Source organism: Pseudomonas sp. Pse35, assembly GCF_024519715.1.
In the GTDB taxonomy this organism is placed as follows: Bacteria; Pseudomonadota; Gammaproteobacteria; order Pseudomonadales; family Pseudomonadaceae; genus Aquipseudomonas; species Aquipseudomonas paracarnis.
In genome coordinates this window covers 169,918-196,028 of the sequence record NZ_JALJRP010000004.1, presented here as the reverse complement: position 1 = coordinate 196,028, position 26,111 = coordinate 169,918, and the positions used below count along the sequence as shown (strand labels likewise).

At 60.9% G+C, this 26,111-nt stretch carries 21 protein-coding genes; 10 read left to right on the top strand and 11 right to left on the bottom strand.

Annotated features, from left to right (window positions below):
• Positions 1-38 precede the first annotated feature (38 nt).
• Entirely contained in the window at positions 39-560 is a 522-nt protein-coding gene (locus OC445_RS04990; RefSeq protein WP_054899085.1) for a plastocyanin/azurin family copper-binding protein, read from the bottom strand.
• Positions 561-821: 261 nt separating this feature from the next.
• Between OC445_RS04990 and OC445_RS04985 the strand changes: the two genes are divergently transcribed.
• Both OC445_RS04985 and OC445_RS04980 read left to right on the top strand, forming a co-directional pair.
• Positions 822-1,502, top strand: coding sequence for a heavy metal response regulator transcription factor (locus OC445_RS04985; RefSeq protein ID WP_020302902.1), 681 nt, complete (start codon positions 822-824; stop codon positions 1,500-1,502).
• The gene (locus OC445_RS04980; protein ID WP_054899067.1) at positions 1,499-2,848 is read left to right on the top strand and encodes a heavy metal sensor histidine kinase; all 1,350 of its coding nucleotides are present in this window, start codon (positions 1,499-1,501) and stop codon (positions 2,846-2,848) included. Before OC445_RS04985 ends, OC445_RS04980 begins: the two co-directional genes overlap by 4 nt.
• Before the next feature lie 126 nt (positions 2,849-2,974).
• Here OC445_RS04980 and OC445_RS04975 read toward each other — a convergent pair whose 3' ends face one another.
• From OC445_RS04975 to OC445_RS04965, 3 genes are read right to left on the bottom strand one after another with little or no spacing between them, the layout of a single operon-like run.
• The gene (locus tag OC445_RS04975) at positions 2,975-4,219 is read right to left on the bottom strand and encodes a lipoprotein-releasing ABC transporter permease subunit (RefSeq protein WP_014717521.1); all 1,245 of its coding nucleotides are present in this window, start codon (positions 4,217-4,219) and stop codon (positions 2,975-2,977) included.
• Positions 4,220-4,279: 60 nt separating this feature from the next.
• The gene (gene lolD, locus OC445_RS04970) at positions 4,280-4,963 is read right to left on the bottom strand and encodes a lipoprotein-releasing ABC transporter ATP-binding protein LolD (protein WP_019818240.1); all 684 of its coding nucleotides are present in this window, start codon (positions 4,961-4,963) and stop codon (positions 4,280-4,282) included.
• A gap of 7 nt (positions 4,964-4,970) precedes the next feature.
• Entirely contained in the window at positions 4,971-6,221 is a 1,251-nt protein-coding gene (locus OC445_RS04965; protein WP_054899068.1) for a lipoprotein-releasing ABC transporter permease subunit, read from the bottom strand.
• A 94-nt stretch (positions 6,222-6,315) separates the two neighbouring features.
• Here OC445_RS04965 and OC445_RS04960 point away from each other — a divergent pair, with 94 nt between their 5' ends.
• Together OC445_RS04960 and OC445_RS04955 are read left to right on the top strand one after the other, a co-directional pair.
• Positions 6,316-6,894, top strand: a complete 579-nt coding sequence (locus OC445_RS04960; protein WP_054899069.1) for a PilZ domain-containing protein — start codon at positions 6,316-6,318, stop codon at positions 6,892-6,894.
• Between the two features lie 44 nt (positions 6,895-6,938).
• A complete protein-coding gene (locus OC445_RS04955) occupies positions 6,939-7,661 on the top strand; it encodes a glycerophosphodiester phosphodiesterase (protein ID WP_014717518.1) in 723 nt (240 codons plus the stop codon).
• A gap of 42 nt (positions 7,662-7,703) precedes the next feature.
• Here the strand turns inward: OC445_RS04955 and sthA are convergent, their stop codons facing one another.
• Positions 7,704-9,098, bottom strand: a complete 1,395-nt coding sequence (sthA, locus tag OC445_RS04950; protein ID WP_003189670.1) for a Si-specific NAD(P)(+) transhydrogenase — start codon at positions 9,096-9,098, stop codon at positions 7,704-7,706.
• Positions 9,099-9,312: 214 nt separating this feature from the next.
• Between sthA and OC445_RS04945 the strand changes: the two genes are divergently transcribed.
• The gene (locus tag OC445_RS04945) at positions 9,313-9,846 is read left to right on the top strand and encodes a chalcone isomerase family protein (RefSeq protein WP_262019981.1); all 534 of its coding nucleotides are present in this window, start codon (positions 9,313-9,315) and stop codon (positions 9,844-9,846) included.
• 171 nt (positions 9,847-10,017) lie between these two features.
• Here OC445_RS04945 and OC445_RS04940 read toward each other — a convergent pair whose 3' ends face one another.
• Positions 10,018-11,481, bottom strand: a complete 1,464-nt coding sequence (locus tag OC445_RS04940) for a glyceraldehyde-3-phosphate dehydrogenase (RefSeq protein WP_032873405.1) — start codon at positions 11,479-11,481, stop codon at positions 10,018-10,020.
• Positions 11,482-11,821: 340 nt separating this feature from the next.
• Between OC445_RS04940 and mfd the strand changes: the two genes are divergently transcribed.
• Genes mfd through OC445_RS04925 form a run of 3 tightly spaced genes read left to right on the top strand, consistent with a single transcriptional unit; the run spans position 11,822 to position 18,548 of the window.
• Positions 11,822-15,271 (top strand): transcription-repair coupling factor, encoded by a 3,450-nt coding sequence (gene mfd / locus OC445_RS04935; RefSeq protein ID WP_057975694.1) that lies wholly within the window; start codon positions 11,822-11,824, stop codon positions 15,269-15,271.
• Positions 15,272-15,281: 10 nt separating this feature from the next.
• On the top strand, positions 15,282-15,848 hold the full coding sequence (locus OC445_RS04930) for a CsiV family protein (RefSeq protein ID WP_078802725.1): 567 nt from the start codon (positions 15,282-15,284) through the stop codon (positions 15,846-15,848).
• Between the two features lie 9 nt (positions 15,849-15,857).
• Positions 15,858-18,548: a DEAD/DEAH box helicase gene (locus OC445_RS04925; protein WP_034126648.1), complete on the top strand. Its 2,691-nt coding sequence runs from the start codon at positions 15,858-15,860 to the stop codon at positions 18,546-18,548.
• Between the two features lie 101 nt (positions 18,549-18,649).
• Here OC445_RS04925 and nagZ read toward each other — a convergent pair whose 3' ends face one another.
• The gene (gene nagZ, locus OC445_RS04920) at positions 18,650-19,660 is read right to left on the bottom strand and encodes a beta-N-acetylhexosaminidase (protein ID WP_019818244.1); all 1,011 of its coding nucleotides are present in this window, start codon (positions 19,658-19,660) and stop codon (positions 18,650-18,652) included.
• Positions 19,661-19,795: 135 nt separating this feature from the next.
• The gene (locus OC445_RS04915) at positions 19,796-20,503 is read right to left on the bottom strand and encodes a TetR/AcrR family transcriptional regulator (RefSeq protein WP_034126647.1); all 708 of its coding nucleotides are present in this window, start codon (positions 20,501-20,503) and stop codon (positions 19,796-19,798) included.
• 263 nt (positions 20,504-20,766) lie between these two features.
• On the opposite strand from OC445_RS04915, the gene lexA reads away from it, so the two are divergent.
• Together lexA and sulA are read left to right on the top strand one after the other, a co-directional pair.
• Positions 20,767-21,375 carry a transcriptional repressor LexA gene (gene lexA / locus OC445_RS04910; protein WP_003172575.1) on the top strand — a complete coding sequence of 203 codons (609 nt, stop codon included), beginning with the start codon at positions 20,767-20,769 and terminating at the stop codon, positions 21,373-21,375.
• Positions 21,376-21,385: 10 nt separating this feature from the next.
• On the top strand, positions 21,386-21,859 hold the full coding sequence (gene sulA / locus OC445_RS04905; protein WP_005786162.1) for an SOS-induced cell division inhibitor SulA: 474 nt from the start codon (positions 21,386-21,388) through the stop codon (positions 21,857-21,859).
• 37 nt (positions 21,860-21,896) lie between these two features.
• On the opposite strand, the gene OC445_RS04900 is transcribed toward sulA, so the two are convergent.
• The 3 genes from OC445_RS04900 to topA form a co-directional block, all read right to left on the bottom strand.
• On the bottom strand, positions 21,897-22,130 hold the full coding sequence (locus OC445_RS04900; RefSeq protein ID WP_003189656.1) for a hypothetical protein: 234 nt from the start codon (positions 22,128-22,130) through the stop codon (positions 21,897-21,899).
• A 530-nt stretch (positions 22,131-22,660) separates the two neighbouring features.
• Positions 22,661-23,182, bottom strand: a complete 522-nt coding sequence (locus tag OC445_RS04895; protein ID WP_127881803.1) for a DUF6586 family protein — start codon at positions 23,180-23,182, stop codon at positions 22,661-22,663.
• Positions 23,183-23,401: 219 nt separating this feature from the next.
• The gene (gene topA / locus OC445_RS04890; RefSeq protein WP_003189652.1) at positions 23,402-26,023 is read right to left on the bottom strand and encodes a type I DNA topoisomerase; all 2,622 of its coding nucleotides are present in this window, start codon (positions 26,021-26,023) and stop codon (positions 23,402-23,404) included.
• Between the last annotated feature and the right edge of the window lie 88 nt (positions 26,024-26,111).

The following is a 26,111-nucleotide window of genomic DNA, read 5'->3' as shown; positions in this document are numbered from 1 at the left end:
CAGTCTACCAGCCTTTGCTCGCCCCCTTAACAAACGCCTCACTCAACGGTCAGTTTACCGACCATGCCCGCCTGGTAATGCCCGGGCAGGTTGCAGGCGAACTCAAGGCCTGTGGCCTGCTTGAACGTCCAGGTCAGTTCGGCCGTCTTGCCCGGCTCCACCAACACACTGTTGGGATCGTCGTGCTTCATGCCGCCCATGTCGCCGTGGCCCATGGCGCTGTGATCCATCTTGCCCATGCCGGTAGCGGTGAGCATTCCACTGGCTTGCATCTGCAACATCTCTTTCTGGTGGGCGGCATGCATGGCCGCGTCTCCCAGGTTGAACTCATGCAGCAACTGGCCTTTGTTGACCAGCACAAAGCGCACAGTTTCACCGGCCTTGACGTCCAGGGACTTGGGCTCAAAGGCAATGTCCCGCAGCGTGACTTCAACGGTGCGCGTGGCTTTATCCGCCGGGGCCGGCTGGCCGAACGCGTAGGTGTGAGTCGCATCTGCCAGGGCATTGAAACTCAACGCCATCAGGCAGCCTGCCAATAACAGAGGTGTACGCAACGCCATCTTTCACTCTCCAAAATAGGTATCCAGCTTGGGCAACACTTTAAGATGGCCTCGCTGCCAGCCAGCTGACTGCTAGATTACAACTTTGTCAGCTTGCGCCCATCCCCTGACGAGCACGGTATAAAGCCCAATGTTTTTTTGTAGGAGCGAGCTTGCTCGCGAAGGGCTTAAGCACAACGCGTCAAGCCTGACAGCCCGCGTTACCGTTGGCGTTTTTCGCGAGCACGCTCGCTCCTACATAGCCCCTATCAAGAGCCCGATATGAAACTGCTGATCGTCGAAGACCAACCCAAAACCGGTCATTACCTGCGCCAGGGCCTGGCCGAAGCGGGCTTTACCACCGAACTGGTGGCCGACGGCACCAGTGGCCAGCACTTGGCGCTGACGGGCGACTATGACTTATTGATCCTCGATGTGATGCTGCCCGGCCGCGATGGCTGGCAAATCCTGCAGGCGGTGCGCAGTGCCGGCCTGGACATCCCGGTGCTGTTCCTCACCGCTCGCGATGCCGTAGAAGACCGAGTACATGGCCTGGAGCTGGGCGCCGACGATTACCTGGTCAAGCCCTTCGCCTTTTCCGAACTGCTGGCGCGGGTGCGCACCTTGTTGCGCCGTGGCAGCAGCACGCCGCAGGAGACCACGCTGCAACTGGCCGACCTGAGCCTGGACTTGATCCGCCGCCGCGTCGAGCGCAGCGGCCAGCGCATCGACCTCACCGCCAAGGAGTTCGCCCTGCTGGAGCTGCTGCTACGCCGCCAGGGCGAAGTGCTGCCCAAGACGCTGATCGCCTCCCAGGTGTGGGACATGAATTTCGACAGCGACACCAACATCATCGAAGTCGCCATTCGCCGCCTGCGCCTGAAAGTCGACGACAATTTCCCCAATAAGCTGATCCACACCGTGCGCGGCATGGGTTACGTGCTGGAGGAACGGTTCACGTGATCAAGCGCCTGTCCCTGACCAGCCGCCTGGCGCTGCTGTTTGCCGCCTGCACGGCGGTGGTCTCGTTGATCGCCGGAGTGTTGTTCAACCGGGCCAGCGAGGCGCACTTCATGGAGCTGGACCAGCAACAGCTCGAAAGCAAACTGGTAGCCCTGCGCAGCACCTTGCAAGGTGTCGCCTCACCGGAAGACCTCGCCCGGCGAACCCCTCAACTGCGCGCCGAACTCGATCACCAGCCCGACCTCACCTTGCGCATCACCGGGGCGGGTCAACGTTGGCTGGACGGCGCGCCACACCTTCCCTTGCCCCAAGCGCCCGGCCTACACAGCCTGCAATACGCAGGCACCGACTACCGCGTATTCATCGCACCCTTGACGCCCAGCCAACTCGATTCGCCACAGCTGACACTGATCCTCGACATCACCCACCACCAGCACTTTCTGCAACGCATGCAACGCTTGATCTGGCTGACCGTCGGCCTCTCGGCCCTGGCCACTGCCCTGCTCGGCGCCTGGGCTGCACGCAGTGGCTTGCGACCACTGCGGCGCATGGGCGAAGTGGCTGCCAGCGTCTCCGCCCATTCCCTGACGCAACGCTTACCCCAAGCGCAAATGCCGGTGGAGCTGGCAGAGCTCGCCCAGGCCGTCAACGCCATGCTGGCCCGCCTCGATGATGCGTTCCAGCGCCTGTCCGCCTTCAGCGCAGATATTGCCCACGAACTGCGCACACCGCTGTCCAACTTGCTGACCCAGACCCAAGTCATCCTCACCCAGCCACGCCCGCTGGAGGATTACCGCGAGGCGCTGCACAGCAACCTGGAAGAGCTGCAATGGATGGCGCAACTGGTCAACGACATGCTGTACCTGGCCAAAGCTGACCACGGCTTGCTGATGCCCAGCCGAGAAGCTCTGGATTTGGGCGATGAGGTCGACGCACTGTTGGAGTTCTTTACCCTGCTGGCGGAGGACGCACAGGTGACGCTGGTGCGCGAAGGCACCGCCCAGACGATGGGCGATCGCGGTATGTTGCGTCGGGCCTTGTCGAATCTGCTGGATAACGCGCTGCGGTTTACCCCACCGGGCGGTGAAGTGCGGGTGCGGATCAAGAGTGGCGTGACACTGACGGTTGAGAACAGCGGGGAAGGCATTCCTGCGTCGTTACTGCCGAGGCTGTTTGACCGGTTCTACCGAGCCGACCCGTCGAGGCGCGCAGGCAGCAGTGAACATGCGGGGCTGGGGTTGGCGATTACCCAGTCGATTGTACGCGCGCATGGCGGGAGGATTTATTGTGAGTCGCAGGCGGGCTGGACCAGGTTTGTGATTGAGTTGCCCGAGGGCGACTGCTGATCGTTCCCACGCTCCGCGTGGGACTGCATTCAGGGACGCTCTGCGTCCCAACAGCGGACGCGGAGCGTCCGGTGAGGCATTCCCACGCGGAGCGTGGGAACGATCAGACGCGTGGGAACGAGCAGGTTACGAATACCTGAGGGCGTGCGCCGGCTCAATCTTCGCCGCCCGATACGCTGGGTAAATCGTCGCCAAGAAGCTCAACACAAACCCCGCCGAGCAAATCAGCAACACATCCCCACCTTGCAGCTCCGAAGGCAGGTTGCTGACAAAGTACACATCCGAGCTGAAGATATGCTGCCCGCTCACCCGCTCCAGCCAGCCCACCAGCTCACTCACGTTCAGGGCCGCAATCACCCCCAGCACGCCGCCGATCAAGGTGCCGACCACGCCAATCACGGTGCCCTGCACCATGAAGATCGCCATGATCTGCCGAGGTGTAGCGCCGATGGTACGCAGGATGGCGATGTCCGCGCCCTTGTCGTTCACCACCATGATCAAGGTGGCGATGATGTTGAACGCGGCCACGGCGACGATCATCAGCAACAGCAGGCCGATCATGGTCTTTTCCATTTTCATCGCGCTGAACAGGCTGCCCTGGGTGTGGGTCCAGTCATCCGGCTTATAAGCCGCGCCCAGGCTGGCGGCGATATCTGCCGAGACTTTGGGCGCTGCATACAGGTCCTTCACCGCCAGGCGCACGCTTTGCACCTGGTTGGGCTGCCAATGCTGGATTTCAGCGGCGTCGGCCATGTGGATCAGGGCCATGGAGCCATCCAGTTCGGCGCCGACCTTGAAGATGCCCACCACATTCAGGCGCTGCATGCGCGGGGTGATACCGCCCGGGGCGCTGCTGAGTTCCGGCACGATCAGGGTCAGTTTGTCGCCCACGTTCAGGCGAAAACGCCGTGCAGTGATATCACCGACCACCACCCCGAACTCGCCGGGCTTGAGGTCGTCGAGTTTGCCGCGCACGATGTGCTGGGCCACGATCGACACCTTGCCTTCCTGAGCCGGGTCGACGCCGCTGATCTCGATGGGCTGCATCGCGCCCTTATAGGAAAACATGCCATCCATCTGGGTGAAGGGCACAGCGGCGGTGACTTGCGGATTCTTCATCGCGGCCGCGGCCACCGGCTGCCAATCATCAATCGGCTTTACGCCGACGATGGTGGCGTGGGGCACCATGCCGAGGATGCGTGAGCTCATTTCACGCTGAAAGCCGTTCATCACCGAAAGCACTACGATCATCGCCAATACGCCCAGGGCGAGGCCGATCATCGAGGTCATCGAGATAAACGAGACAAAACGGTTGCGGCGCTTGGCGCGGGTATAGCGCGTGCCGATAAAAATCGATAACGGTCTGAACATTCGCGGGCACCGTTGGAAAAATGAAAAAGCCCGACCTCAAAAAACCGGGCTTGCAACAGGTCAGATAGCGACCAGATGACCTTCCTGCAAATGCAGTACGCGGTCCATCTGCCGGGCCATGCTCATGTCATGGGTCACCACCAGGAACGCGGTGCGCATCTGGGTGCTCAGTTCCAGCATCAAGTCCTTGATGCCCTGGGCGGTGTGGGAGTCGAGGTTGCCGGTCGGCTCGTCGAGCATCACCAGGCCGGGGTTGTTCACCAGGGCACGGGCAATCGCCACGCGCTGGCGCTCACCACCGGACAACTCCGCTGGCTTGTGCTCCAGGCGGTGGCCGAGGCCGACGCGCTCGAGCAAGGCCGTGGCACGCTGACGCGCTTCAGGAATCGCGGTCTTGCCAATCAACAGCGGCATGCACACGTTTTCCAGGGCGGTGAATTCCGGCAGCAAGTGGTGGAACTGGTACACAAAGCCCAACGAGCGGTTGCGCAGTTGGCCGCGGGCCTTTTCATTCAAGGCCGAGAGTTCTTCACCGGCCAGCCATACGCTGCCCTGGGACGGCGTGTCGAGGCCGCCCAACAGGTTGAGCAAGGTACTCTTGCCGGAACCGGAACTGCCGACGATCGCCACACGCTCGCCAGGGTGCAGTTCAAGCTGCAGGTTGGACAGCACCACCACCGACTCCGGGCCTTCCTCGTAGGATTTGCCCAGGTTGCGGCAGCTCAGGATTGCTTTTTCACTCATGCCCGATTCACTCATAACGTAATGCCTGTGCTGGCTGGGTACGTGCCGCGCGCCAGGCTGGATACAGGGTGGCAAGGAAGCTCAGGACCAACGCAGCGCCGCCCACCATCAGCACGTCCTGGGTTTGCACCTGGGACGGCAAGTAATCGATGAAGTAGACGTCGGCGTTGAGAAACTTGTGGCCGATCACCTTTTCAAGCAGGGCGATGGCGGCGCTGACGTTCAGCGCGGCCAGAATGCCCACCGCCGTGCCGATCAAGGTGCCGACCACGCCGATCACGGTGCCCTGCACCATGAAGATCGCCATGATCTGCCCCGGCGTGGCGCCCAACGTACGCAGGATGGCGATGTCGCCCTTCTTGTCGTTCACCACCATCACCAGCGTGGAGATGATGTTGAAGGCCGCCACGGCGACGATCAGCAACAACAACAGGCCGATCATGGCTTTTTCCATGCGGATGGCCTGATACAGGTTGCCGTGGGTGCGGGTCCAGTCGCGAGCGTAGTACTCGGTTTCACCCAGGTGCTGGGCAATTTCCCAGGCGCCGCGCGGCGCATCGAACAGGTCGTTGAATTTCAGGCGCAGGCCCTGCACCTGGTCGGGCTGCCAGCGATGCAGGCGGGCCAGGTCGGTGAGATTGGTCAGGCCGATGTAACCGTCGATCTCGCCAGCGCCGACGTGGAAGGTGCCCACCACGGTAAAGCGCTTCATGCGCGGGAACATGCCGGCCGGGGTCACGGTGACTTCCGGGGCGACGAAGGTCAGCTTGTCGCCAACCTCTACGCCCAGCTTGGCCGCGGCCTTGTCACCGATGACGATGCCAAAGCTGCCCGGCGACAGCTCGTCGAGCTTACCTTGCAGCATGAACTTGTCGATGATCGAGACGTTGCGCTCCTGGGCCGGGTCGATGCCGTTGAGCAGGATCTTCTGCACTTTGCCGTCATTGGTCAGCAACCCCTGCATCTGGGTAAACGGCGCTACCGCCACCACCTTGGGGTTCTGCTGGACCTTGGCGGCCAGGCTTTGCCAGTCGTTGATGGGCGCATCGCCCTCGATGGTCGCGTGGGGCACCATGCCCAGCACGCGGGTGCGCATCTCATGATCGAAGCCATTCATCACCGACAGCACCACGATCATCACGACCACGCCCAGGGCGAGACCGATCATCGAGGTCAAGGAAATGAACGACACAAAATGATTGCGACGCTTTGCACGGGTATAACGCGTGCCGATAAATACGAAGAGAGGTCTGAACATGTCGGGGCTTGTTCGGAGGAAAAGAAGACGTCCCGGTGGCGGGGTCTGGTCAGCAGCTTTACACTCAGACCATTACCGTTACCTGGGGTTCGCCATGTCGACATTAGATGAAGAAGAGCGCCGCGAATACTACCGTATCGACGACATGATCGCACTTCAAATCAAACCCCTGTCGGGCCCCGACGCGGCGAGCAAGGAAGTGTTGCTGGATGATTCACCGCTGTTCAATCTGCTCAGCGAGCTGCACTTGAGCGAATTCGAAGCCCAGCACCTGCTGCGCCAGATCAGCGAGAAAGACCGCAGCCTGGCGGCCTTCCTCAAAGTGCAGAACAAACGCCTGGATCTGCTCAGCCAGGTCATGGCTCGCGGTTTGCTGAACGAGGTGGGTGCGCCGCAACCGGTGATCCTCTCCGAGGGCGGCATCGACTTCCAGCACCCGACACCGCTGGCCGCCGACACTCACCTGGCGGTCAAGCTGGTGCTGATGCCCCAGGCGCTCGGCCTGTTGCTGCGCGCGCGGGTGACCCATTGCGACCCCAAGGGCGACGGCTTTGATGTGGGCACGGAGTTCGAGTCCATGACCGACGCCCAACGCCAACTGCTGGCGCGCTATATCCTGCAGAAACAGGCCCAGGAACGCCGCCTGGCGCGAGAACAAAGCGAAGACCTCTGAATGCGTATTCACGACGCCAGCCATCCTGGCGCAAAGGAGCAACTGTGACCCTGATTTACGGCCACCGCGGTGCCAAAGGCGAAGCACCGGAAAATACCCTGACCAGTTTTCAGGAATGTCTCAAACACGGCGTACGTCGTTGCGAACTGGACTTGCACCTGTCCATGGACGGCGAGTTGATGGTCATCCACGACCCGACCCTCAAGCGCACCACCGACCGGCGCGGCAAGGTCGTCGAGTACTCGGCGGCTGATCTGGTGAAAATGGACGCGCGCAAAGGCGGCCCAGGCTGGGTAAGCCCCTGCCCGATTCCACGCCTGGAGGAGTTGTTCGAACAGTGCGACTTCGATCACTGGCAACTGGAAGTCAAAAGCGCCTCGCGTACCCGTGCCGCCACCACTGTGCTGGCGATTCGCGAAATGGCTGTGCGCTTTGGCTTGATGGACAAGGTCACGGTCACGTCAAGCTCGCGGGAAGTGCTCAAGGCCGCCGTGGAACTCACCCCGGACCTGTCACGCGGGCTGGTCGCCGAATATGCCTGGCTCGACCCGCTGAAGGTCGCGCAGAACTACGGCTGTGAGTATTTGGCATTGAACTGGACGCTGTGCACCCCCGAGCGGCTGGAAAAAGCCCAGCGCCAGGGCTTGCATGTGTCCGTGTGGACAGTCAACGAACCTGCGCTGATGCGCAGGCTCGCCGACTTCGGCGTAGATAGCCTGATTACAGACTTTCCCGGTTTGGCCACTGCCACCCTCGAGAATTACTGAAATCGGTCTCCCCGGCCGGCTCAGGCCACCGGCCGGAGCCGCTCAAAAAAGCCGGTTGAGGCCGTCGTAGGCCGCTACCCGATAGGCTTCGGCCATGGTCGGGTAGTTGAAGGTGGTGTTGACGAAATACTTGAGGGTATTTTGCTCACCTGGCTGGTTCATGATCGCCTGGCCGATGTGCACGATCTCCGAGGCCTGGTAGCCGAAGCAATGCACGCCGAGTACTTCCAGGGTTTCGCGGTGGAACAGGATTTTCAGCATGCCTTGCGGCTCACCGGCAATCTGCGCACGCGCCATGCTCTTGAAGAACGCCTTGCCCACTTCGTAAGGCACCTTGGCCTTGGTCAGTTCGTGCTCGTTCTTGCCGATCGAGCTGATCTCGGGAATCGTGTAGATCCCGGTCGGCACGTCGTTCACGTAGCGCCAGCTGCCATTGTCGACAATGCTGCCAGCGGCCGAGCGGCCCTGGTCATGGGCGGCACTGGCCAGGCTTGGCCAGCCGATCACGTCACCGGCGCCGTAGATGTTCGGCACGCAGGTGCGGTAGTTCTCATCCACTTCGATCTGGCCACGGCTGTTGACCTTGACCCCGATGTTTTCCATGCCCAGCTTGTCGGTGTTGCCGGTACGGCCGTTGCACCACAGCAAGGCGTCGGCCTTGATCTTCTTGCCGGACTTGAGGTGCAGGATCACCCCATTGTCCAGGCCTTCGACCCGCTCGTACTCTTCGTTGTGGCGCACGGTGATGTTGTTGTTGCTGAAGTGGTAGCTCAACGCCTGGGAGATTTCCGAGTCGAGGAAGCTGAGCAACTGGTCGCGGTTGTCCACCAGCTCGACCAGTACACCCAGGCCACTGAAGATCGAGGCGTATTCACAGCCGATCACGCCGGCGCCGTAGATGATCAGTTTGCGCGGGGTATGGCCCAGGCTCAGGATGGTATCGCTATCGTAGATACGCGGGTGGTGGAAATCGATGTCCGCCGGGCGATACGGGCGCGAACCGGTGGCGATGATGATGTGCTTGGCCACCAGTTTCTCGACCACGCCATTGGCGCAGACCACTTCGACGGTTTGCTCATCGGCAAAACTGCCGGTGCCGAAGAACAGGTCGACGCGGTTACGGGCGTAGTAGCCGGTACGCGAGGCGACTTGCTTGGAGATGACTTTTTCAGCGCTTTTCAGTACGTCCGGGAACGAGAACCAGCGCGGCTCACCAATGGCCCGGAACATCGGGTTGGTATTGAACTGCATGATCTGCCGTACCGAGTGACGCAACGCCTTGGACGGGATGGTACCCAGGTGGGTGCAGTTACCGCCGACCTGGCGACGGCTATCAACCATCGCCACCTTGCGCCCTGCTTTGGCAGCGTTCATCGCCGCACCTTCTCCAGCTGGGCCGGAACCCAGTACCACCACGTCGTAGTTGTAGACAGCCATGCGTACTCCTCAGAACAGGCCAGGCGTACGATTGGACGCCGGGCTAAATCATGCCGCGGCCAGCGAGCATGAAGGACAATTTGGCTCAAGTGTGTGAACCGGGGCACAGTCTATAGAAGGCCGAGCGCCGCGAACATTAACCCTTGGTCGCGTCGTAGGCCAGTGTTGCCATACTACAGGACGCACATCAGCGCCGAATTCAGGATGAGCCATTATGCGACAACTATTTTTCTGTTTGATGCTGATGGTGTCGCTCACGGCGCACGCCAACGACGCACAGCGGCTCAAGCAGGCAAGCTTCCCCGCACAGGTCGAGGGGCTGGCCCTGAAAAACCAGGCGGTGTTCAACTATCTCTGGGCGGAGGTGTATGCCGCCGCGCTGTATGCACCCGCTGACCTGCCGGCAAAGCAGGCCTGGGACCAGCAGAAGGCTGTGCGCCTGGCGCTGTATTACTTTCGCGACATTGACCGCGATGATGTGATCAAGGCGGCCACCGTCAGCTTGGAGCGCCAGCAAGCCAATGCCGGGTTGAACCCAGAGATAGCCAAGCTGCACGCGCGCTTTCGGGATATTCGCAGCGGTGATCGCTACGCCCTGGATTTTCGTCCGGGGCGCGGGTTGAATCTGGAGATTAATGGGCAGGTGGTGTTCAGCAGCCCGGACGCTGAATTAGCGAAGGCCTACCTGGGTATCTGGCTGGCGCCCAAAGGGCTGTCGGACAGTTTGCGCAACACGCTATTCAAGTGATGGCGGCGTGGACGGTTCCATCGTCATCGCAGGCAAGCCAGCTCCCACAGGTAAATGCAGTTCAACTGTGGGAGCTGGCTTGCCTGCGATAAGGCCCTCCCAGACACCACAAAACCCACGGCCATAAAAAAGCCCCGAACCAGTCGGGGCTTCTTCATTCAGCGCAAAGGCTTAGCGCGGAAACGCAGGCGGGTTGACCCCAGCCATGTCTTCCATCACGCGAACCACTTGGCAGCTGTAGCCGAACTCGTTGTCGTACCACACGTACAGCACAACACGGTTGTCCTGGGTGATGGTCGCTTCCGCGTCCACCACACCAGCATGGCGCGAGCCAACGAAGTCGGTGGAGACCACTTCCTGGGAATTGACGAAGTCGATCTGCTTATGCAGGTCGGAGTGCAGCGCCATGTAGCGCAGGTACTCGTTCATCTCTTCGCGGGTGGCGGCTTTCTCAAGGTTGAGGTTGAGAATGGCCATCGAAACGTTCGGCGTCGGTACGCGGATCGCGTTACCGGTCAGCTTGCCGGCCAGCTCAGGCAGAGCCTTGGCAGCGGCAGTGGCAGCACCGGTCTCGGTGATCACCATGTTCAACGCGGCGCTACGGCCACGGCGATCGCCTTTGTGGAAGTTGTCGATCAGGTTCTGGTCGTTGGTGTACGAGTGAACGGTTTCAACGTGGCCGTTAACGATGCCGAACTTGTCATTCACAGCCTTGAGCACCGGCACGATGGCGTTGGTGGTGCAGGAAGCGGCGGACACGATCTTGTCGTCAGCGGTGATTTCAGCGTGGTTGATGCCGTGCACGATGTTCTTGAGCTTGCCCTTGCCAGGCGCGGTCAGCACAACGCGGTCGACACCCGGGCAAGCCAGGTGCTGGCCCAGGCCCTCGGCATCACGCCATACGCCGGTGTTGTCCACCAGCAGGGCGTTCTGGATGCCGTACTGGGTGTAATCCACCTCGGTCGGGTTCTTCGCGTAGATCACCTGGATCAGGTTACCGTTGGCGGTGATGGTGTTGTTTTCTTCGTCAATGGTGATGGTGCCATTGAACGAGCCGTGTACCGAGTCGCGACGCAGCAGGCTGGCGCGCTTGGTCAGGTCGTTCTCGGCACCTTTGCGCACCACGATGGCACGCAGGCGCAGGCCGTCGCCACCACCGGTTTTCTCGATCAGGATGCGCGCCAGCAGGCGGCCGATACGGCCAAAGCCGTACAACACCACATCGGTGCCTTTGCGGGCGGCAGCGTTTTGCTGGCCAACCACATCGGCCATTTCTTCACGTACGAACTGCTCGGCAGTGCGGCCGGCACCTTCTTTACGGAATTTGTAGGCCAACTTGCCCAGGTCTACCGAAGCCGCGCCGAGCTTGAGCTCGCTCATGGCTTTGAGCAGTGGGAATGTTTCGTGGACGGAGAGTTCGCTGTCGTCGGCGGAGCGATGGCGCGCAAAGCGATGGGCTTTGAGAATCGCGATGACAGACTGGTTGATCAGGCTGCGGCCATAGATCGAGCTCACCACATTGTTATTGCGGTACAGCTGACCGATAAGCGGAATCATCGCTTCAGCGAGTGCTTCACGGTCGATCCATTCACCAAGACACTGGTCGGGCTTCTGAGTCACGGGAACCTTCCACATGTAGGGGCAGAAAAAAGGGGCTACATTATGTCGTCCGACTGAGCGTTGAGCAATGCGCGAAGGGCAACAAAAAGCCCTTGCAAAAAAATACCACCGCGCTACAGCCCAGGAAACACGCGGGTTCCAGAAGGCCACTAGTTTGGCGAGCAGGCCGACTTGTCCGTAACTCTCCTAAACATTCGCGCTTTTTGGCACTACATATTGAGTCAAAACCCGCCATTGTTTGTCTTAGCCACTACATTTCCTGCAAACCGTAATAGGCACAGTCAGCAACTGACAGGCGGCACCTGGGGCCGTTACAATTACCGACTTTGTCGCAACGCTTGGAGCTCAACCTTCCGTGCCCGTTCTGCGTCTACCGTTACTCCCTGCCGCGGCAGGTAAACAGCACTGGGGCAACCTGCCCGGTGCCGCCCTGAGCCTGGCCATAGCCGAGGCTGCCAGCGCAGCCAAGCGCTTTACCCTGCTGCTCACCGCCGACAGCCAAAGTGCCGAACGGTTGGAGCAGGAGCTGAGCTTCTTCGCCCCGGATTTGCCGGTGCTGCATTTTCCCGACTGGGAAACCCTGCCCTACGACCTGTTCTCGCCGCACCAGGACATCATCTCCCAGCGCATCGCCAGCCTGTACCGCTTGCCCGAACTGGCCCACGGCGTGCTGGTGGTGCCGATCACCACCGCCCTGCACCGCCTGGCACCGACCAAGTTCCTGCTCGGCAGCAGCCTGGTGCTGGACGTGGGCCAGAAGCTCGACGTCGAGCAGATGCGCACGCGCCTGGAAGCCAGCGGCTACCGCTGCGTCGACACGGTGTACGAGCACGGTGAGTTCGCGGTGCGCGGCGCTTTGATCGACCTGTTCCCGATGGGCAGCAAGTTGCCGTACCGCATCGACCTGTTCGATGACGAGATCGAGACGCTGCGCACCTTCGACCCGGAGAACCAGCGTTCCATCGACAAGGTCGACTCGATCAAGCTGCTGCCGGCGCGGGAATTCCCGTTGCAAAAAGACGCGGTAACACGCTTCAAGGCGCGCTTTCGTGAGCGCTTCGATGTGGACTTCCGTCGCTGCCCGATCTTCCAGGACTTGAGCAGCGGGATTACACCTGCCGGTATCGAGTACTACCTGCCGTTGTTCTTCGACGAAACCTCCACCCTCTTCGACTACCTGCCGCAGGACACCCAGGTGTTCTCCCTGCCGGGTATCGAACAGGCGGCGGAAAACTTCTGGAACGATGTGCGCAACCGCTACGAAGAACGCCGCGTCGATCCATCACGGCCTTTACTGCCGCCCGCTGAACTGTTCCTGCCAGTTGAAGACTGCTTCGCGCGCCTGAAAAACTGGCCGCGTGTGGTCGCCAGCCAGCAGGACGTGGACGCCGGCAGCGGCCGCGAGCGTTTCCCGGCGAGCGCGTTGCCCGATCTGGCGATCCAGGCCAAAGCCACGCAACCGCTGGAGGCGCTGTCTAACTTCCTCGGTGACTTCCCGGGCCGCGTGCTGTTTACCGCCGAATCCGCCGGGCGTCGCGAAGTGCTGCTGGAGCTGTTGGAACGCCTGAAGCTGCGGCCAAAAACCGTCGACAGCTGGCCGGATTTTGTCGCCAGCAAAGAACGCCTGGCAATCACCATCGCGCCGCTGGACGAAGGGCTGCAGCTGGATGACCCGGCGCTGGCCTTGATCGCCGAAAGCCCGCTGTTCGGCCAGCGCGTGATGCAACGCCGTCGCCGGGAAAAACGCGCAGACGCCAACAATGACGCTGTCATCAAGAACCTCACTGAGCTGCGCGAAGGCGCGCCGGTGGTGCATATCGACCATGGCGTGGGCCGCTACCTGGGTCTGCAGACCCTGGAGATCGACAACCAGGCCGCCGAATTCCTCACCATGGAATACGCCGAGGGCGCCAAGCTCTACGTGCCGGTGGCCAACCTGCACCTGATCGCCCGCTACACCGGCAGCGACGACGCCTTGGCGCCGTTGCACCGCCTGGGCTCCGAGACCTGGCAGAAAGCCAAGCGCAAGGCCGCCGAACAGGTGCGCGACGTGGCCGCCGAACTGCTCGACATCTATGCCCGCCGTGCTGCCCGCGAAGGTTATGCCTTCGCTGACCCCAAAGCCGATTACGCCACCTTCAGTGCGGGCTTCGCCTTCGAAGAAACCCCGGACCAGCAAACCACCATCGAAGCGGTGCGCGCCGACATGCTCGCGCCCAAGCCGATGGACCGCCTGGTGTGTGGCGACGTGGGCTTCGGCAAGACCGAAGTGGCCATGCGTGCAGCCTTTATTGCGGTACACGGCGGTCGCCAGGTGGCGATCCTGGTGCCAACCACCCTGCTTGCCCAGCAGCACTACAACAGCTTCCGCGACCGCTTTGCCGACTGGCCGGTGACCGTGGAGGTAATGAGCCGCTTCAAGTCCGCCAAGGAAGTGAATGCCGCCGTCGCCGATCTGGCCGAGGGCAAAATCGACATCGTCATCGGTACTCACAAGCTGCTGTCGGACGATGTGAAGATCAAGAACCTGGGCCTGGTGATCATCGACGAAGAACACCGCTTTGGTGTGCGCCAGAAAGAACAGCTCAAGGCCCTGCGCAGTGAAGTCGATATCCTCACCCTCACCGCCACGCCAATTCCGCGCACGCTGAACATGGCGGTGTCGGGCATGCGCGACCTGTCGATCATCGCCACGCCACCGGCGCGTCGCCTGTCGGTGCGCACCTTCGTGATGGAGCAGAACAAGAGCACGGTCAAGGAAGCCCTGCTGCGCGAACTGCTGCGCGGCGGCCAGGTGTATTACCTGCACAACGATGTGAAAACCATCGAGAAATGCGCCGCCGACCTCGCCGAACTGGTACCTGAGGCCCGTATCGCCATTGGCCACGGGCAGATGCGCGAGCGCGAACTCGAACAGGTGATGAGCGACTTTTACCACAAGCGCTTCAACGTACTGATCGCCTCGACCATCATCGAGACCGGCATCGACGTGCCGAGCGCCAACACCATCATCATCGAGCGTGCCGACAAGTTCGGCCTGGCGCAGCTGCACCAATTGCGCGGTCGCGTCGGGCGCAGTCACCACCAGGCCTATGCCTACCTGCTCACACCGCCGCGCCAGCAGATCACTTCCGATGCGGAAAAACGCCTGGAAGCGATCGCCAATACCCAGGACCTCGGGGCCGGCTTTGTATTGGCCACCAATGACCTGGAAATCCGGGGTGCCGGTGAATTGCTCGGCGACGGCCAGAGCGGGCAGATCCAGGCGGTGGGTTTCACGCTGTATATGGAGATGCTCGAACGCGCGGTAAAAGCCATCCGCAAAGGCGAACAACCTAACCTCGACCAACCCTTGGGCGGCGGCCCGGAGATCAACCTGCGCTTGCCGGCGTTGATTCCCGAAGACTACCTGCCGGATGTGCATGCACGGTTGATCCTGTACAAGCGCATTGCCTCGGCGGCCGACGAAGAAGGCCTCAAGGACTTGCAGGTAGAGATGATCGACCGTTTCGGCCTACTGCCGGAACCGACCAAGAACCTGGTGCGCCTGACCCTGCTCAAGTTGCAGGCCGAGCAGTTGGGCATCAAGAAAGTCGACGCCGGGCCGCAAGGCGGGCGTATCGAATTCGAAGCGCAGACGCCGGTCGACCCGTTGGTGCTGATCAAGCTGATCCAGGGCCAGCCCAACCGCTACAAGTTCGAAGGGGCTACGCTGTTCAAGTTCATGGTGCCGATGGAACGTGCCGAAGAACGCTTCAACACCTTGGAGGCGCTGTTTGAACGCCTTATTCCGAAATCCGTTTAAGGACGCCCCCATGCGCGTGTTCCGCATTTTGAGCCTGTTGTTGGTGGTACTCGCACCTTCGGCCTTTGCCGACAGCCTGTATCAGGTGGAAATGATCCTGGTGCGCCAGAATGCAGAACCGGTGATCAACAGCCGCGCCGCCCCGGAAAACTGGGATGCGGGCGCGCCGCGCCTGGGTGAGCGGATGAGCCCGCCGCGCCTGGGCAATATCGTCGACAAGCTGCGCGCCGACGCCAACTACACGGTACTGGCCCACAAGGCCTGGGAACAGAACCTGGGCGAGCAACCGGTGAAGGTGGCGATCACCGACGGCCAGGAGCAATTCGGCCAGTTCCCTATCGAAGGGGTGTTGAGCCTGCAACTGGGGCGCTTTACCGATATCGACGCGGACTTCTGGATCAACCAGTTCGACGGCAACGGCAGCGTGATCGCCAGCGAACACTTGAGCCAGAAAGACGTGCGCACCAAGAACAACCAGCTCAACTACCTGGACGGCGGCCACCTGGCGCTGCTGATCAAGATCACCTCGCTGACCGCCAAGCCACCCAGCGCACCACCGCCCGACCTTCAGGACTGATTGCGCGCCATGCCCCTGACGTCGTCGTTGACCAAACCCCTGGCCCCTTCGTGGGCCAATCGCTTCAAAGAGCAAAGCCTCGAGCGCGGGCGACGCTACGCCCTGGAGAACCGCGTGCGCATCGTCGAGTGCGGCGACAGCACCATCACCGCCAGTTGCGAAGGCTCGGGCGGTAATGTTTACCGCCAGACCATCTCACTGCGCGAATCGGCCAAGGGCCTGCTGATCCTGGTGGACAGCCGCTGCACGTGCCCGGTGCACACCAACTGCAAACACATCGCGGCGGTGCTGCTCAAGGTTCAGGAAACCCTGGCCTACCCGGCAGCGGCCCAGGATGCGCAACTGCTGGAAAAACTCCAGGCCGTGCTCGATAACCGCGTGGTCCTGCCGCAGGTGGTGATGGACGACGTGCAGCCGGTGCCACGCCTGTGGCTGGCCAGCGTGGAATTCAGCGCGTTCGAACCGCGCAACGGCAAGATGCAGCGCTATATCCAGCACCGTGCGGCGCTGTCGTTCAACTACCTGGGCAACTATGTCAGCGGGCAAAAAAATGCCGACATCATTGTGCGCCAGGAGACGCAGAGCCTGCGGATCAAGCGCCAACCCGAGCAAGAGCAGGCCTATCGCGAACACCTGCGCCTGCTTGGCTTCAAGATCGCCACGCGCCAGAGCAAGGCCCTGCCGGAAAGCGCCGGCGAGTTGTTCGAGATGGTCAATGACAGTGCCTGGCTGAACTTCACCCTCAATGTGTCGCCCACTTTGCGTGCCGAGGGCTGGGAGCTGCAGATCGATGAAGACTTCGGCTTTGACCTCAGCCCCGTCGATGACTGGTATGCCACGGTCGATGAAGGGCCGGAACGCGATTGGTTCGACCTGGAGCTGGGCATCATCGTCAACGGCGAACGCTTGAGCCTGCTGCCGATCCTGCTGAACCTGATGCGCTCTCATACCGAGATCCTCAACCCGGAGAAACTCGCGCGGCGCCGCGATGAAGAGCTGATCCTGGTGAACATCCCCGGCCTGCCCAACGGCCACGGCCCGCTGCAAGTGGCGCTGCCCTACGGCCGCTTGAAGCCGGTACTGGCGACCCTCGGCGAGTTCTACCTGCAGGAAGCCGGCACCACCGCGCTGCGCTTGGCCAAGGCCGACGCCATACGCCTCAACCCGCTGGAAGACCTGCCTCTGCAATGGGAAGGCGGCGAGAAGATCCGCAACTTCGCCCAGCGTCTGCGCGATATCAAGGATTTCACCTGCGTGGCGCCCGAAGGTCTGAATGCGACCTTGCGCCCCTACCAGCTGGAAGGTCTGAGCTGGATGCAGTCGCTGCGCCAACTCGAGGTGGGCGGGATACTCGCGGATGACATGGGCCTGGGCAAAACCTTGCAGACCCTGGCGCACATCCTTACCGAAAAAAACGCAGGGCGCCTTGATCGGCCGTGCATGGTCGTGATGCCTACCAGCCTGATCCCGAACTGGCTGGATGAAGCCGCGCACTTCACCCCGCAACTGAGAGTGCAGGCACTTTATGGCGCAGGACGTAAGAAACATTTCGCCAACCTGAATGACTACGACCTGTTGCTGACCACCTACGCCCTGCTGCCCAAGGACATTGAACAGCTCGCCGCCCTGCCCTTGCACGTCTTGATCCTGGATGAAGCGCAGTACATCAAGAACCCGTCCAGCAAGGCGGCCCAGGCCGCACGCGAGCTGAATGCCCGCCAGCGCCTGTGCCTGAGCGGCACGCCTTTGGAAAACCACTTGGGCGAACTGTGGTCGCTGTTCCACTTCCTGTTGCCGGGTTGGCTGGGCGACGTGAAGAGCTTCAACCGTGATTACCGCGTGCCGATTGAAAAACGTGCCAGCGAGGTGCGATTGCAGCACCTCAACGGTCGGATCAAACCCTTCCTGCTACGCCGCACCAAGGAACAAGTGGCAACCGAACTGCCACCCAAGACCGAAATCATCCACTGGGTCGACCTCAACGAGGCCCAGCGCGACGTGTACGAAACCATGCGCCTGGCCATGGATAAAAAGGTCCGCGACGAGATCACCCGCAAGGGCGTGGCTCGCAGCCAGATCATCATTCTTGAAGCCCTGCTCAAACTGCGCCAGGTATGCTGCGACCTGCGCCTTGTCAACGACGCCACCCTGCCCGCCCGTGGCAGCAGCTCGGGCAAGCTCGACAGCCTGATGGACATGCTCGACGAGCTGTTTGCCGAAGGCCGCCGGATCCTGCTGTTCTCGCAGTTCACCTCGATGCTGAGCCTGATCGAGGCCGAACTGAAAAAGCGCGGCATTGCCTACGCCCTGCTGACTGGCCAGACGCGGGATCGACGTACACCGGTGAAGGATTTCCAGAGCGGTAAGTTGCAGATTTTTTTAATCAGCCTGAAGGCCGGCGGCGTCGGCTTGAACCTGACCGAAGCCGATACGGTTATCCACTATGACCCCTGGTGGAACCCGGCCACGGAAAACCAGGCCACCGACCGTGCGTACCGCATCGGGCAGGAAAAGCCGGTGTTCGTGTACAAGATGATTGCCCGGGGCACGGTGGAGGAGAAAATCCAGCATTTGCAGAAGGAGAAGTCCGATCTGGCTGCGGGCGTGCTGGATGGGCGAACGACGGGGGATTGGCAGTTGGGCAATGACGAGATTGAAGCGTTGTTTGCGCCGTTGCCCAATAAGCAAGAGAAGCGCTGACTGTTAGGCCGCCTTCGCGAGCAAGCCAGCTCCCACACCTGAATGTATTCACAAATCAAAATGTGGGAGCTGGCTTGCCTGCGATGGCCGCGCTTCGGTTTTCAGTCGATCAACTGCGCATCACGCAACGCAGTAAGCGCTGTCAGCCAACGCGGATCCTGTTTGTAATCAGTCGACGCAACCGCCTGCCCACGCATACGCGCAATCCGCGCCGATGGCGTGACCTTCATCCGCTGTGCTGCACTGAGCGCCAGCTCGGCCGCCGCACGGTCATTGCACACCAAGCCCATGTCACAACCAGCGGTCAGCGCCGCTTCGATCCGACTGGCCGCATCGCCGACCACATGGGCGCCGGCCATGGACAGGTCATCGCTGAAGATCACCCCGTCAAACTGCAACTCACCGCGCAGGATGTCCTGCAACCAGCGACGCGAAAAACCAGCAGGCTGGGCATCGACCTGCGGGTAGATGACGTGCGCCGGCATCACGGCGGCTAATTGCTTGCTCAGGCGTGCGAAAGGCACCAGGTCGTTGGCGCGAATCTGCTCCAGGCTGCGCTCGTCATTGGGAATGGCGACGTGGGAATCGGCCTCGGCCCAACCATGGCCAGGGAAGTGCTTGCCGGTGGCGGCCATGCCGGCGCTGTTCATGCCACGGATAAAGGCACCCGCGAGCACGGCAGCGCGCTCGGGGTCGCCTTCGAAAGCACGGGTACCGACCACGGCGCTGCGTTGGTAGTCGAGGTCCAGCACGGGGGCAAAACTCAGGTCCAGGCCCACCGCCAGCACCTCGGTGGCCATGATCCAGCCGCACTGCTCAGCCAGGTATTCAGCGTTGGGGTTATCCGCCAGCGCACGCATGGCCGGCAGGCGCACGAAGCCTTGGCGCAGACGCTGTACGCGGCCGCCTTCCTGATCCACAGCCAGCAGCAGGTCCGGGCGCACTGCGCGAATGGCTGCGCTCAATTCGCGAACCTGACGCGGGTGCTCGATATTGCGCGCAAAAATGATCAGGCCGCCCACTTCCGGTTGGCGCAACAGATGACGATCCTCGGCCGTGAGCCAGGTACCGGCGACGTCGACCATCAAAGAACCTTGCAGGGCAGCAGTCATAAACCTTCCTTAAATAACGCACACAACCCGTGGTCCCTACCAGGCAGGGCAAGGACGACGGGTTGTGAATAAATAGCTGAAATCGGCATGGCGGCTAGCTTAGCGGATGCAAGCGACCGCGCCCACCCGCAGCGATCAAACCTTGGCGGCGACCGGTACGGTTTTACTGCGCGGGCGCAACTGGGCGGTGGCCATGGCCGGGTCGGTGACGCCGGTTTCGGCGCGCATGCCAGCGGCAAGGAACGGCACCATCAGGCGCATGACTTGCTCGATGGACGTGTTCACACCGAAATCGGTCTCGGCAATTGCCCGCAACGCCTTGATACCCGACATGCTGAAAGCTGCGGCACCGAGCATGAAATGCACACGCCAGAACAGTTCGATAGGCGGAATACGCGGCGCCGCTTCGTTGACCAGCAGCATATAGCGGCGGAACACCTTGCCGTACATGTCTTCCAGATAACGGCGCAAGTGGCCCTGGCTCTGGCTGAACGCCAGGCCAAGCAGGCGCATGAAGATCGATAAATCGTTGCCGCTACGGGGCTGCACGACCAACGCTTGCTCCACGAGGATTTCCAGCAGCTCTTCCAGGCTGGGCTTGTGATCGGCCTTGGCCTGGCGGCGTTCCAGCTCACGGTCGAGGCTTGCGCAGAACGGGCCCAGAAAGCGTGAGAACACCGCCTGGATCAGAGCCTTTTTCGAGCCGAAGTGGTAATTCACGGCGGCCAGGTTGACCCCAGCCTTGCTGGTGATCAGACGCAATGAAGTTTCAGCAAATCCTTTTTCCGCGAACAATTGCTCGGCAGCATCGAGAATGCGTTCAACGGTTTCCGACTGGGCCATGGCTACTCCGCCTGACAAACACTTGTTTGAAACATACGTTTCAGAGTGTGTCTTGTCAAGCCTGCGGGTCCGCTTTGCGGCTGGTCGGTCATCTGTTTCACCGCTATTTAATCATATCCTCGCAGCTCTGTAGGCAGCGCCGCTTCTGCTCTGTAGGACGGCTGACGGATGACCGTCCAGCGGAGCCGCCAAAAAGGATGATTGCCAAGCGCAGTTCACTGTATATAATCCCAGTCACTGTATAAAAAGACAGAGCGATCAACATGCTAAAACTGACGCCACGCCAAGCTGAGATTCTGGCTTTTATCAAGCGCTGCCTTGATGACAATGGTTACCCGCCTACCCGTGCGGAGATTGCCCTGGAATTGGGGTTCAAGTCCCCGAACGCCGCCGAGGAACACCTCAAGGCACTCGCTCGCAAAGGTGCGATCGAGATGACCCCCGGTGCTTCGCGGGGTATTCGCATCCCTGGCTTCGAAGCCAAGGCAGACGAGTCGACATTGCCGATCATCGGTCGCGTCGCCGCAGGTGCGCCGATCCTGGCGCAGCAGCACGTCGAGGAATCCTGCAACATCAACCCGACCTTCTTCCATCCGCGTGCCGACTACCTGTTGCGTGTGCACGGCATGAGCATGAAGGACGTGGGCATCTTCGACGGTGACCTGCTGGCCGTGCATACCACCCGCGAAGCCCGCAATGGCCAGATCGTCGTTGCCCGTATCGGCGACGAGGTCACGGTCAAACGCTTCAAGCGCGAAGGCAGCAAGGTCTGGCTCCTGGCCGAAAACCCTGAGTTTGCCCCGATCGAAGTCAACCTGAAAGACCAGGACCTGGTGATCGAAGGCTTGAGTGTCGGCGTCATTCGCCGTTAAAGGAGGCATCATGCAGCTCGTGCACACCCCACAACACACACAACTGTCGCTGTTCGAGGCCTTCATGGCCCAGCCCCTTGCGCCAATCCTCAAGGAAACGGTCGAAGCCCCCTGGGGCGGCGAACCTGAGGCGTTCAGTGAATTGTCGTTGCGCGGTGCGGCTGAGAGCTGCCTGAACCTGCTGGCACCTATCCTGCGCGAATTGAGCGAAGATCAGGACGCCCGCTGGCTGACATTGATCGCCCCGCCCGCCAGCCTCACCCAGGCCTGGCTGCGGGACGCCGGGCTCAACCGCGAGCGCATCCTGTTGCTGCAACCACGCGGCGCACAAAGCGCCCAGCAACTAACCTGCGAAGCCTTGCGCCTGGGCCGTAGCCATACGGTGGTGAGCTGGTTGAACCCGCTGAATGCCAGCGCCAAGCAGCAACTGATCAGCGCTGCGCGCACGGGTGATGCACAGAGTTTGAATATTCGATTGGGGTAATGATGGGCGCGCCACAGAAGCAGCCTTCACGAAGGACTCAGTGAAGAACGCGCGGCCCTTCTTCTTTCTCCGGCTCGCCTTCAGCAAGGCGACCTGCCATCTGCACGCCCACGCTCAACATGGCTTTAGCCACTTCGACGTGCTGGCCTTGCAGGAAGACTTTGGCGTCTTCGGAGAAATCCAGAATAACCAGAGAACCCTCGTCCTCCGCCCGGCGCAGTTCGATTCGGCCGTCAGGCAGTTCAACAATTTCCAGAAAGGACGTTGGCATAAAAGTCTGTTCTCCACGAAAGGCCTGGGATTATATCAGTCATCCACCCAGCCTCGCAGGGGATATGGACAGGTTTGTTTACGGTGTGATGAATGGCGCCCTAGGGAACACACTTCTCTATGTGGGAGCTGGCTTGCCTGCGATGGCGGAGTATCAGCGCATAATCAGCAAACTGACCCACCGCTATCGCAGCATAAGTATTTATACAACTTTATAAGCTGTAGCAGCCAACGGTAACCACGATGCGAAGCGAGTAGCTTTTGATCTGCTTTTGATCTTGATCTCAGGCGCCCCGTTAAACCACGCTGGCATACCGGCTTTTCCAAAGTGACCCGTCGTCAGGCGGAACCCTAAGCGGCCGTTACCGCAGGAATGGATATGTACTCGGTATAACAGGGTCGCCTGTCAGGCCGCCATCGCAGGCAAGCCAGCTCCCACAGGTTGAACGCGGGGCATCAGATCGATAGGTGTCGGCTGGCAGGCCGTCATCGCAGGCAAGCCAGCTTCCCCATTTGCTTAGTGCAACCCCTTCAGCACTCGTTGAGCCCTTCACGAAAACGCAGCGCCATCTTTTTCAGCTCCTGGCGCCAGCCTTCCAACTCCTCACGGCTCAAAGGCTTGGGCTCATCCTGTTCCAAGGCCACGGCGACGATCAGCGGCTGGGTGACATCCCCCTTGGGCACATGGGGAATACGCGGCGGCTGAAACATATCCGCATGTGCTTTGAGCAGCCGCGCCACCCAACTGTCGGGGCTCTGGGCCATTTCCACCAGTTCGGCCAACTCGGGGATCGCCATGGCGTCCAGCACTTCACGATTCATGATCATTTCTGCACGCGGCGCACCGGCCTGGGGTAGGCGGTAGAACCCGGCGATTTCATGGCACAGCCCCAGCAAGGCACCGTACAGGTGGAACAACGCCGCTTCGCGCCCCGCCTGCACCAGCGCGATGGCATTCATCTCTTTCCCTTCCTCGGCACGGCCAAGGGCGTCCAGGGATAAACCCGCGAAGTAAATTTTCTGATTGGTACGGGTATAGAGTTCGTTGGCCATGACGGCAATCTCCACAACGAATAGGCGTGATGCTGGCTGTGTAGGAACGAGCTAGCTGTGGCGAGGGAGCCTGCTCCCGCTCGACTGCGTAGCAGTCGCCAGCTATTGGGGGCGCTTCGCACCCCAGCGCAAGCAAGCTTGCTCGCCACAACAAGCTCAATCCTACAGTAAGCAAAAGCCGTCTATATAGACGGCTTTTGGCGTTAACAGACTAGCGGATCAAGCGCCCTGGCGCTTGTCCTCGACCTTCCACTTGCCGCCGTCGTAGAACGCTTTCCAGCCAGTAGGCTTGCCGTCCACTTCGGTCTGCACGTACTGCTCCTTGGTCTTGCGGCTATAGCGGATCACGGCTGGGCGACCATCCGGGTCCTTCTTCGGCGCTTCACACAGGAAGTGGTACTTCGGATCGATCTCGTCCTTGTGCGGCACGATCTCCATCACCAGTGGCGCACGGGTCTCGCGGTTTTTCGGAAACTGGCTCGCAGCCAGGAACAGCCCCGAAGCGCCGTCACGCAGGATGTAGGTGTCGTTGACCTTCTCGCACTTGAGCTCGGGCATTTTCACCGGGTCCATCTTCGGCGGCGCCGCATCACCGCTTTTCAGCAGTTTGCGGGTGTTCTTGCAGGTTGGGTTGGTGCACCCGAAGAACTTGCCGAAACGGCCAGTCTTGAGCTGCATCTCGCTGCCGCACTTGTCGCATTCCAGGCTCGGGCCTTCATAGCCCTTGATGCGATAGGTGCCCTCTTCGATCTCGTAGCCGTTGCAATCAGGGTTGTTACCACAGATGTGCAGCTTGTGCTTCTCGTCCAGCAGGTAGGCGTCCATCGCCGTGCTGCAGATCGGGCAGCGATGCTTGCCACGCAGCACCAGCGACTCGGACTCACCCTCGTCGTCAGCCGCGATTTCATCGCCCGGCACCAGGTTGACGGTCGCCTTGCAGCGCTCTTTGGGCGGCAGGCTGTAGCCCGAGCAACCGAGGAACACGCCGGTGGAGGCGGTACGAATCTGCATCGGTCGACCGCAGGTAGTGCACGGAATATCCGTCATCACCGGCTGGTTGGCGCGCATCCCGTTCTCGGGGTTCTCAGCCACTTCGAGCTTTTTCTTGAAGTCGCCGTAGAACTCGTCAAGCACGTTTTTCCAGTCACGCTCGCCCTGGGCCACGTCATCGAGGTTCTCTTCCATGCCGGCGGTGAAGCCGTAGTCCATCAGGTTGGAGAAGCTCTCCGACAGACGCTCGGTGACGATGTCACCCATCTTTTCCGAATAGAAACGACGGTTGTGCAGCGCAACGTAGCCACGGTCCTGGATGGTGGAGATGATCGCCGCGTAGGTCGACGGACGACCGATACCGCGCTTCTCCATCTCTTTCACCAAGCTGGCTTCGGAATAACGCGCCGGTGGCTTGGTGAAGTGCTGGGACGGGTCGAGCTTGATCAGCTTCAGCGTGTCGCCCTGGGCCATGTCCGGCAGCACATCATCATCGCCAGGCTTGGCGATCTGCGGCATCACACGGGTGTAGCCGTCGAACTTGAGGATACGGCCCTTGGCACGCAACTCGAAATCGCCCGCGCCCACGCTGACGGTAGTAGACAGGTATTGTGCCGGCAGCATCTGGCAAGCCAGGAACTGGCGCCAGATCAGCTCGTAGAGGCGCTCAGCGTCGCGCTCCATGCCGCTCAGCTTGGCAGGCGTGGTGTTGGCGTCAGAAGGACGAATCGCTTCGTGAGCCTCTTGTGCGCCTTCCTTGCTGCTGTAGACGTTCGGCTTCTCCGGCAGGTAGGTCTTGCCGAATTCGCTTTCAATATAGGTACGCGCCATCGCCACCGCGTCTTGCGAGAGGTTGGTGGAGTCCGTACGCATATAGGTGATGTAGCCAGCCTCATACAGACGCTGGGCCATCATCATGGTCTTCTTCACCCCGAAGCCCAGGCGGTTGCTCGCGGCCTGTTGCAGGGTGGAGGTGATGAACGGCGCCGACGGCTTGCTGCTGGTCGGTTTGTCTTCACGCTTGACGATGCTGTAGCTGGAAGCCTTGAGCTTCTCCAGCGCGGCCATGGCCTGGGCTTCGTTCAGCGGTTTGAAGGCCTCGCCTTTCTCACGGGCCACTTCAAAGCGCACATTGGCGCCCTTGGCAGTGCCGAGGTCGGCGTGGACTTCCCAGTATTCTTCAGGAATGAACGCACGGATCTCGCGCTCACGTTCCACCACCAGCTTCACCGCAACCGATTGCACACGGCCGGCGGACAGGCCACGAGCGATCTTCGCCCACAGCAGTGGCGAGACCATGTAGCCGACGACGCGGTCGAGGAAGCGACGGGCCTGCTGGGCGTTGACACGGTCGATGTCCAGCTCGCCCGGCTTGGAGAAGGCTTCCTGAATGGCTTTCTTGGTGATTTCGTTGAACACCACGCGCTTGTAGCGGCTGTCATCACCGCCGATGGCTTCGCGCAGGTGCCAGGCAATGGCTTCCCCTTCGCGGTCCAAGTCCGTCGCGAGATAGATGGTGTCAGCATCTTTGGCGAGCCGGCGCAGCTCTTCGATGACCTTTTCCTTGCCCGGAAGGATTTCGTACTTGGCCTTCCAGCCATGGTCCGGGTCCACACCCATGCGCGAAACCAGTTGCTTGCGCGCTTTTTCTTTAGGCGTGAGTACCGGACCTTCGCCCGCGGCGGCCTTGCCGCGCTTGGCGGCAGGCTCCTTGCTGGCGCTAGCCGAACCGCTGGTGGGCAGGTCTCGGATATGGCCGATACTCGACTTCACCACGTACTCGTTGCCCAAGTACTTGTTGATGGTCTTGGCCTTAGCCGGGGATTCCACAATGACCAGCGATTTGCCCATGGATCGGAAAATTCCTGAATTCGAGAAGTGAAAGGCAGTTGGCGCCTGACGCGGCAACGCTATATATAGTGGCAACCGGATGAGGTCA

What these genes read in the sequence shown, in the direction of transcription:
- OC445_RS04990 (WP_054899085.1), bottom strand. Translation starts at nt 560, where the DNA reads ATGGCGTTGCGTACACCTCTGTTATTGGCAGGCTGCCTGATGGCGTTG.
- OC445_RS04985 (WP_020302902.1), top strand. Translation starts at nt 822, where the DNA reads ATGAAACTGCTGATCGTCGAAGACCAACCCAAAACCGGTCATTACCTG.
- OC445_RS04975 (WP_014717521.1), bottom strand. Translation starts at nt 4,219, where the DNA reads ATGTTCAGACCGTTATCGATTTTTATCGGCACGCGCTATACCCGCGCC.
- lolD (WP_019818240.1), bottom strand. Translation starts at nt 4,963, where the DNA reads ATGAGTGAAAAAGCAATCCTGAGCTGCCGCAACCTGGGCAAATCCTAC.
- OC445_RS04965 (WP_054899068.1), bottom strand. Translation starts at nt 6,221, where the DNA reads ATGTTCAGACCTCTCTTCGTATTTATCGGCACGCGTTATACCCGTGCA.
- OC445_RS04960 (WP_054899069.1), top strand. Translation starts at nt 6,316, where the DNA reads ATGTCGACATTAGATGAAGAAGAGCGCCGCGAATACTACCGTATCGAC.
- sthA (WP_003189670.1), bottom strand. Translation starts at nt 9,098, where the DNA reads ATGGCTGTCTACAACTACGACGTGGTGGTACTGGGTTCCGGCCCAGCT.
- OC445_RS04945 (WP_262019981.1), top strand. Translation starts at nt 9,313, where the DNA reads ATGCGACAACTATTTTTCTGTTTGATGCTGATGGTGTCGCTCACGGCG.
- OC445_RS04940 (WP_032873405.1), bottom strand. Translation starts at nt 11,481, where the DNA reads ATGTGGAAGGTTCCCGTGACTCAGAAGCCCGACCAGTGTCTTGGTGAA.
- OC445_RS04930 (WP_078802725.1), top strand. Translation starts at nt 15,282, where the DNA reads ATGCGCGTGTTCCGCATTTTGAGCCTGTTGTTGGTGGTACTCGCACCT.
- OC445_RS04925 (WP_034126648.1), top strand. Translation starts at nt 15,858, where the DNA reads ATGCCCCTGACGTCGTCGTTGACCAAACCCCTGGCCCCTTCGTGGGCC.
- nagZ (WP_019818244.1), bottom strand. Translation starts at nt 19,660, where the DNA reads ATGACTGCTGCCCTGCAAGGTTCTTTGATGGTCGACGTCGCCGGTACC.
- OC445_RS04915 (WP_034126647.1), bottom strand. Translation starts at nt 20,503, where the DNA reads ATGGCCCAGTCGGAAACCGTTGAACGCATTCTCGATGCTGCCGAGCAA.
- lexA (WP_003172575.1), top strand. Translation starts at nt 20,767, where the DNA reads ATGCTAAAACTGACGCCACGCCAAGCTGAGATTCTGGCTTTTATCAAG.
- sulA (WP_005786162.1), top strand. Translation starts at nt 21,386, where the DNA reads ATGCAGCTCGTGCACACCCCACAACACACACAACTGTCGCTGTTCGAG.
- OC445_RS04900 (WP_003189656.1), bottom strand. Translation starts at nt 22,130, where the DNA reads ATGCCAACGTCCTTTCTGGAAATTGTTGAACTGCCTGACGGCCGAATC.
- OC445_RS04895 (WP_127881803.1), bottom strand. Translation starts at nt 23,182, where the DNA reads ATGGCCAACGAACTCTATACCCGTACCAATCAGAAAATTTACTTCGCG.
- topA (WP_003189652.1), bottom strand. Translation starts at nt 26,023, where the DNA reads ATGGGCAAATCGCTGGTCATTGTGGAATCCCCGGCTAAGGCCAAGACC.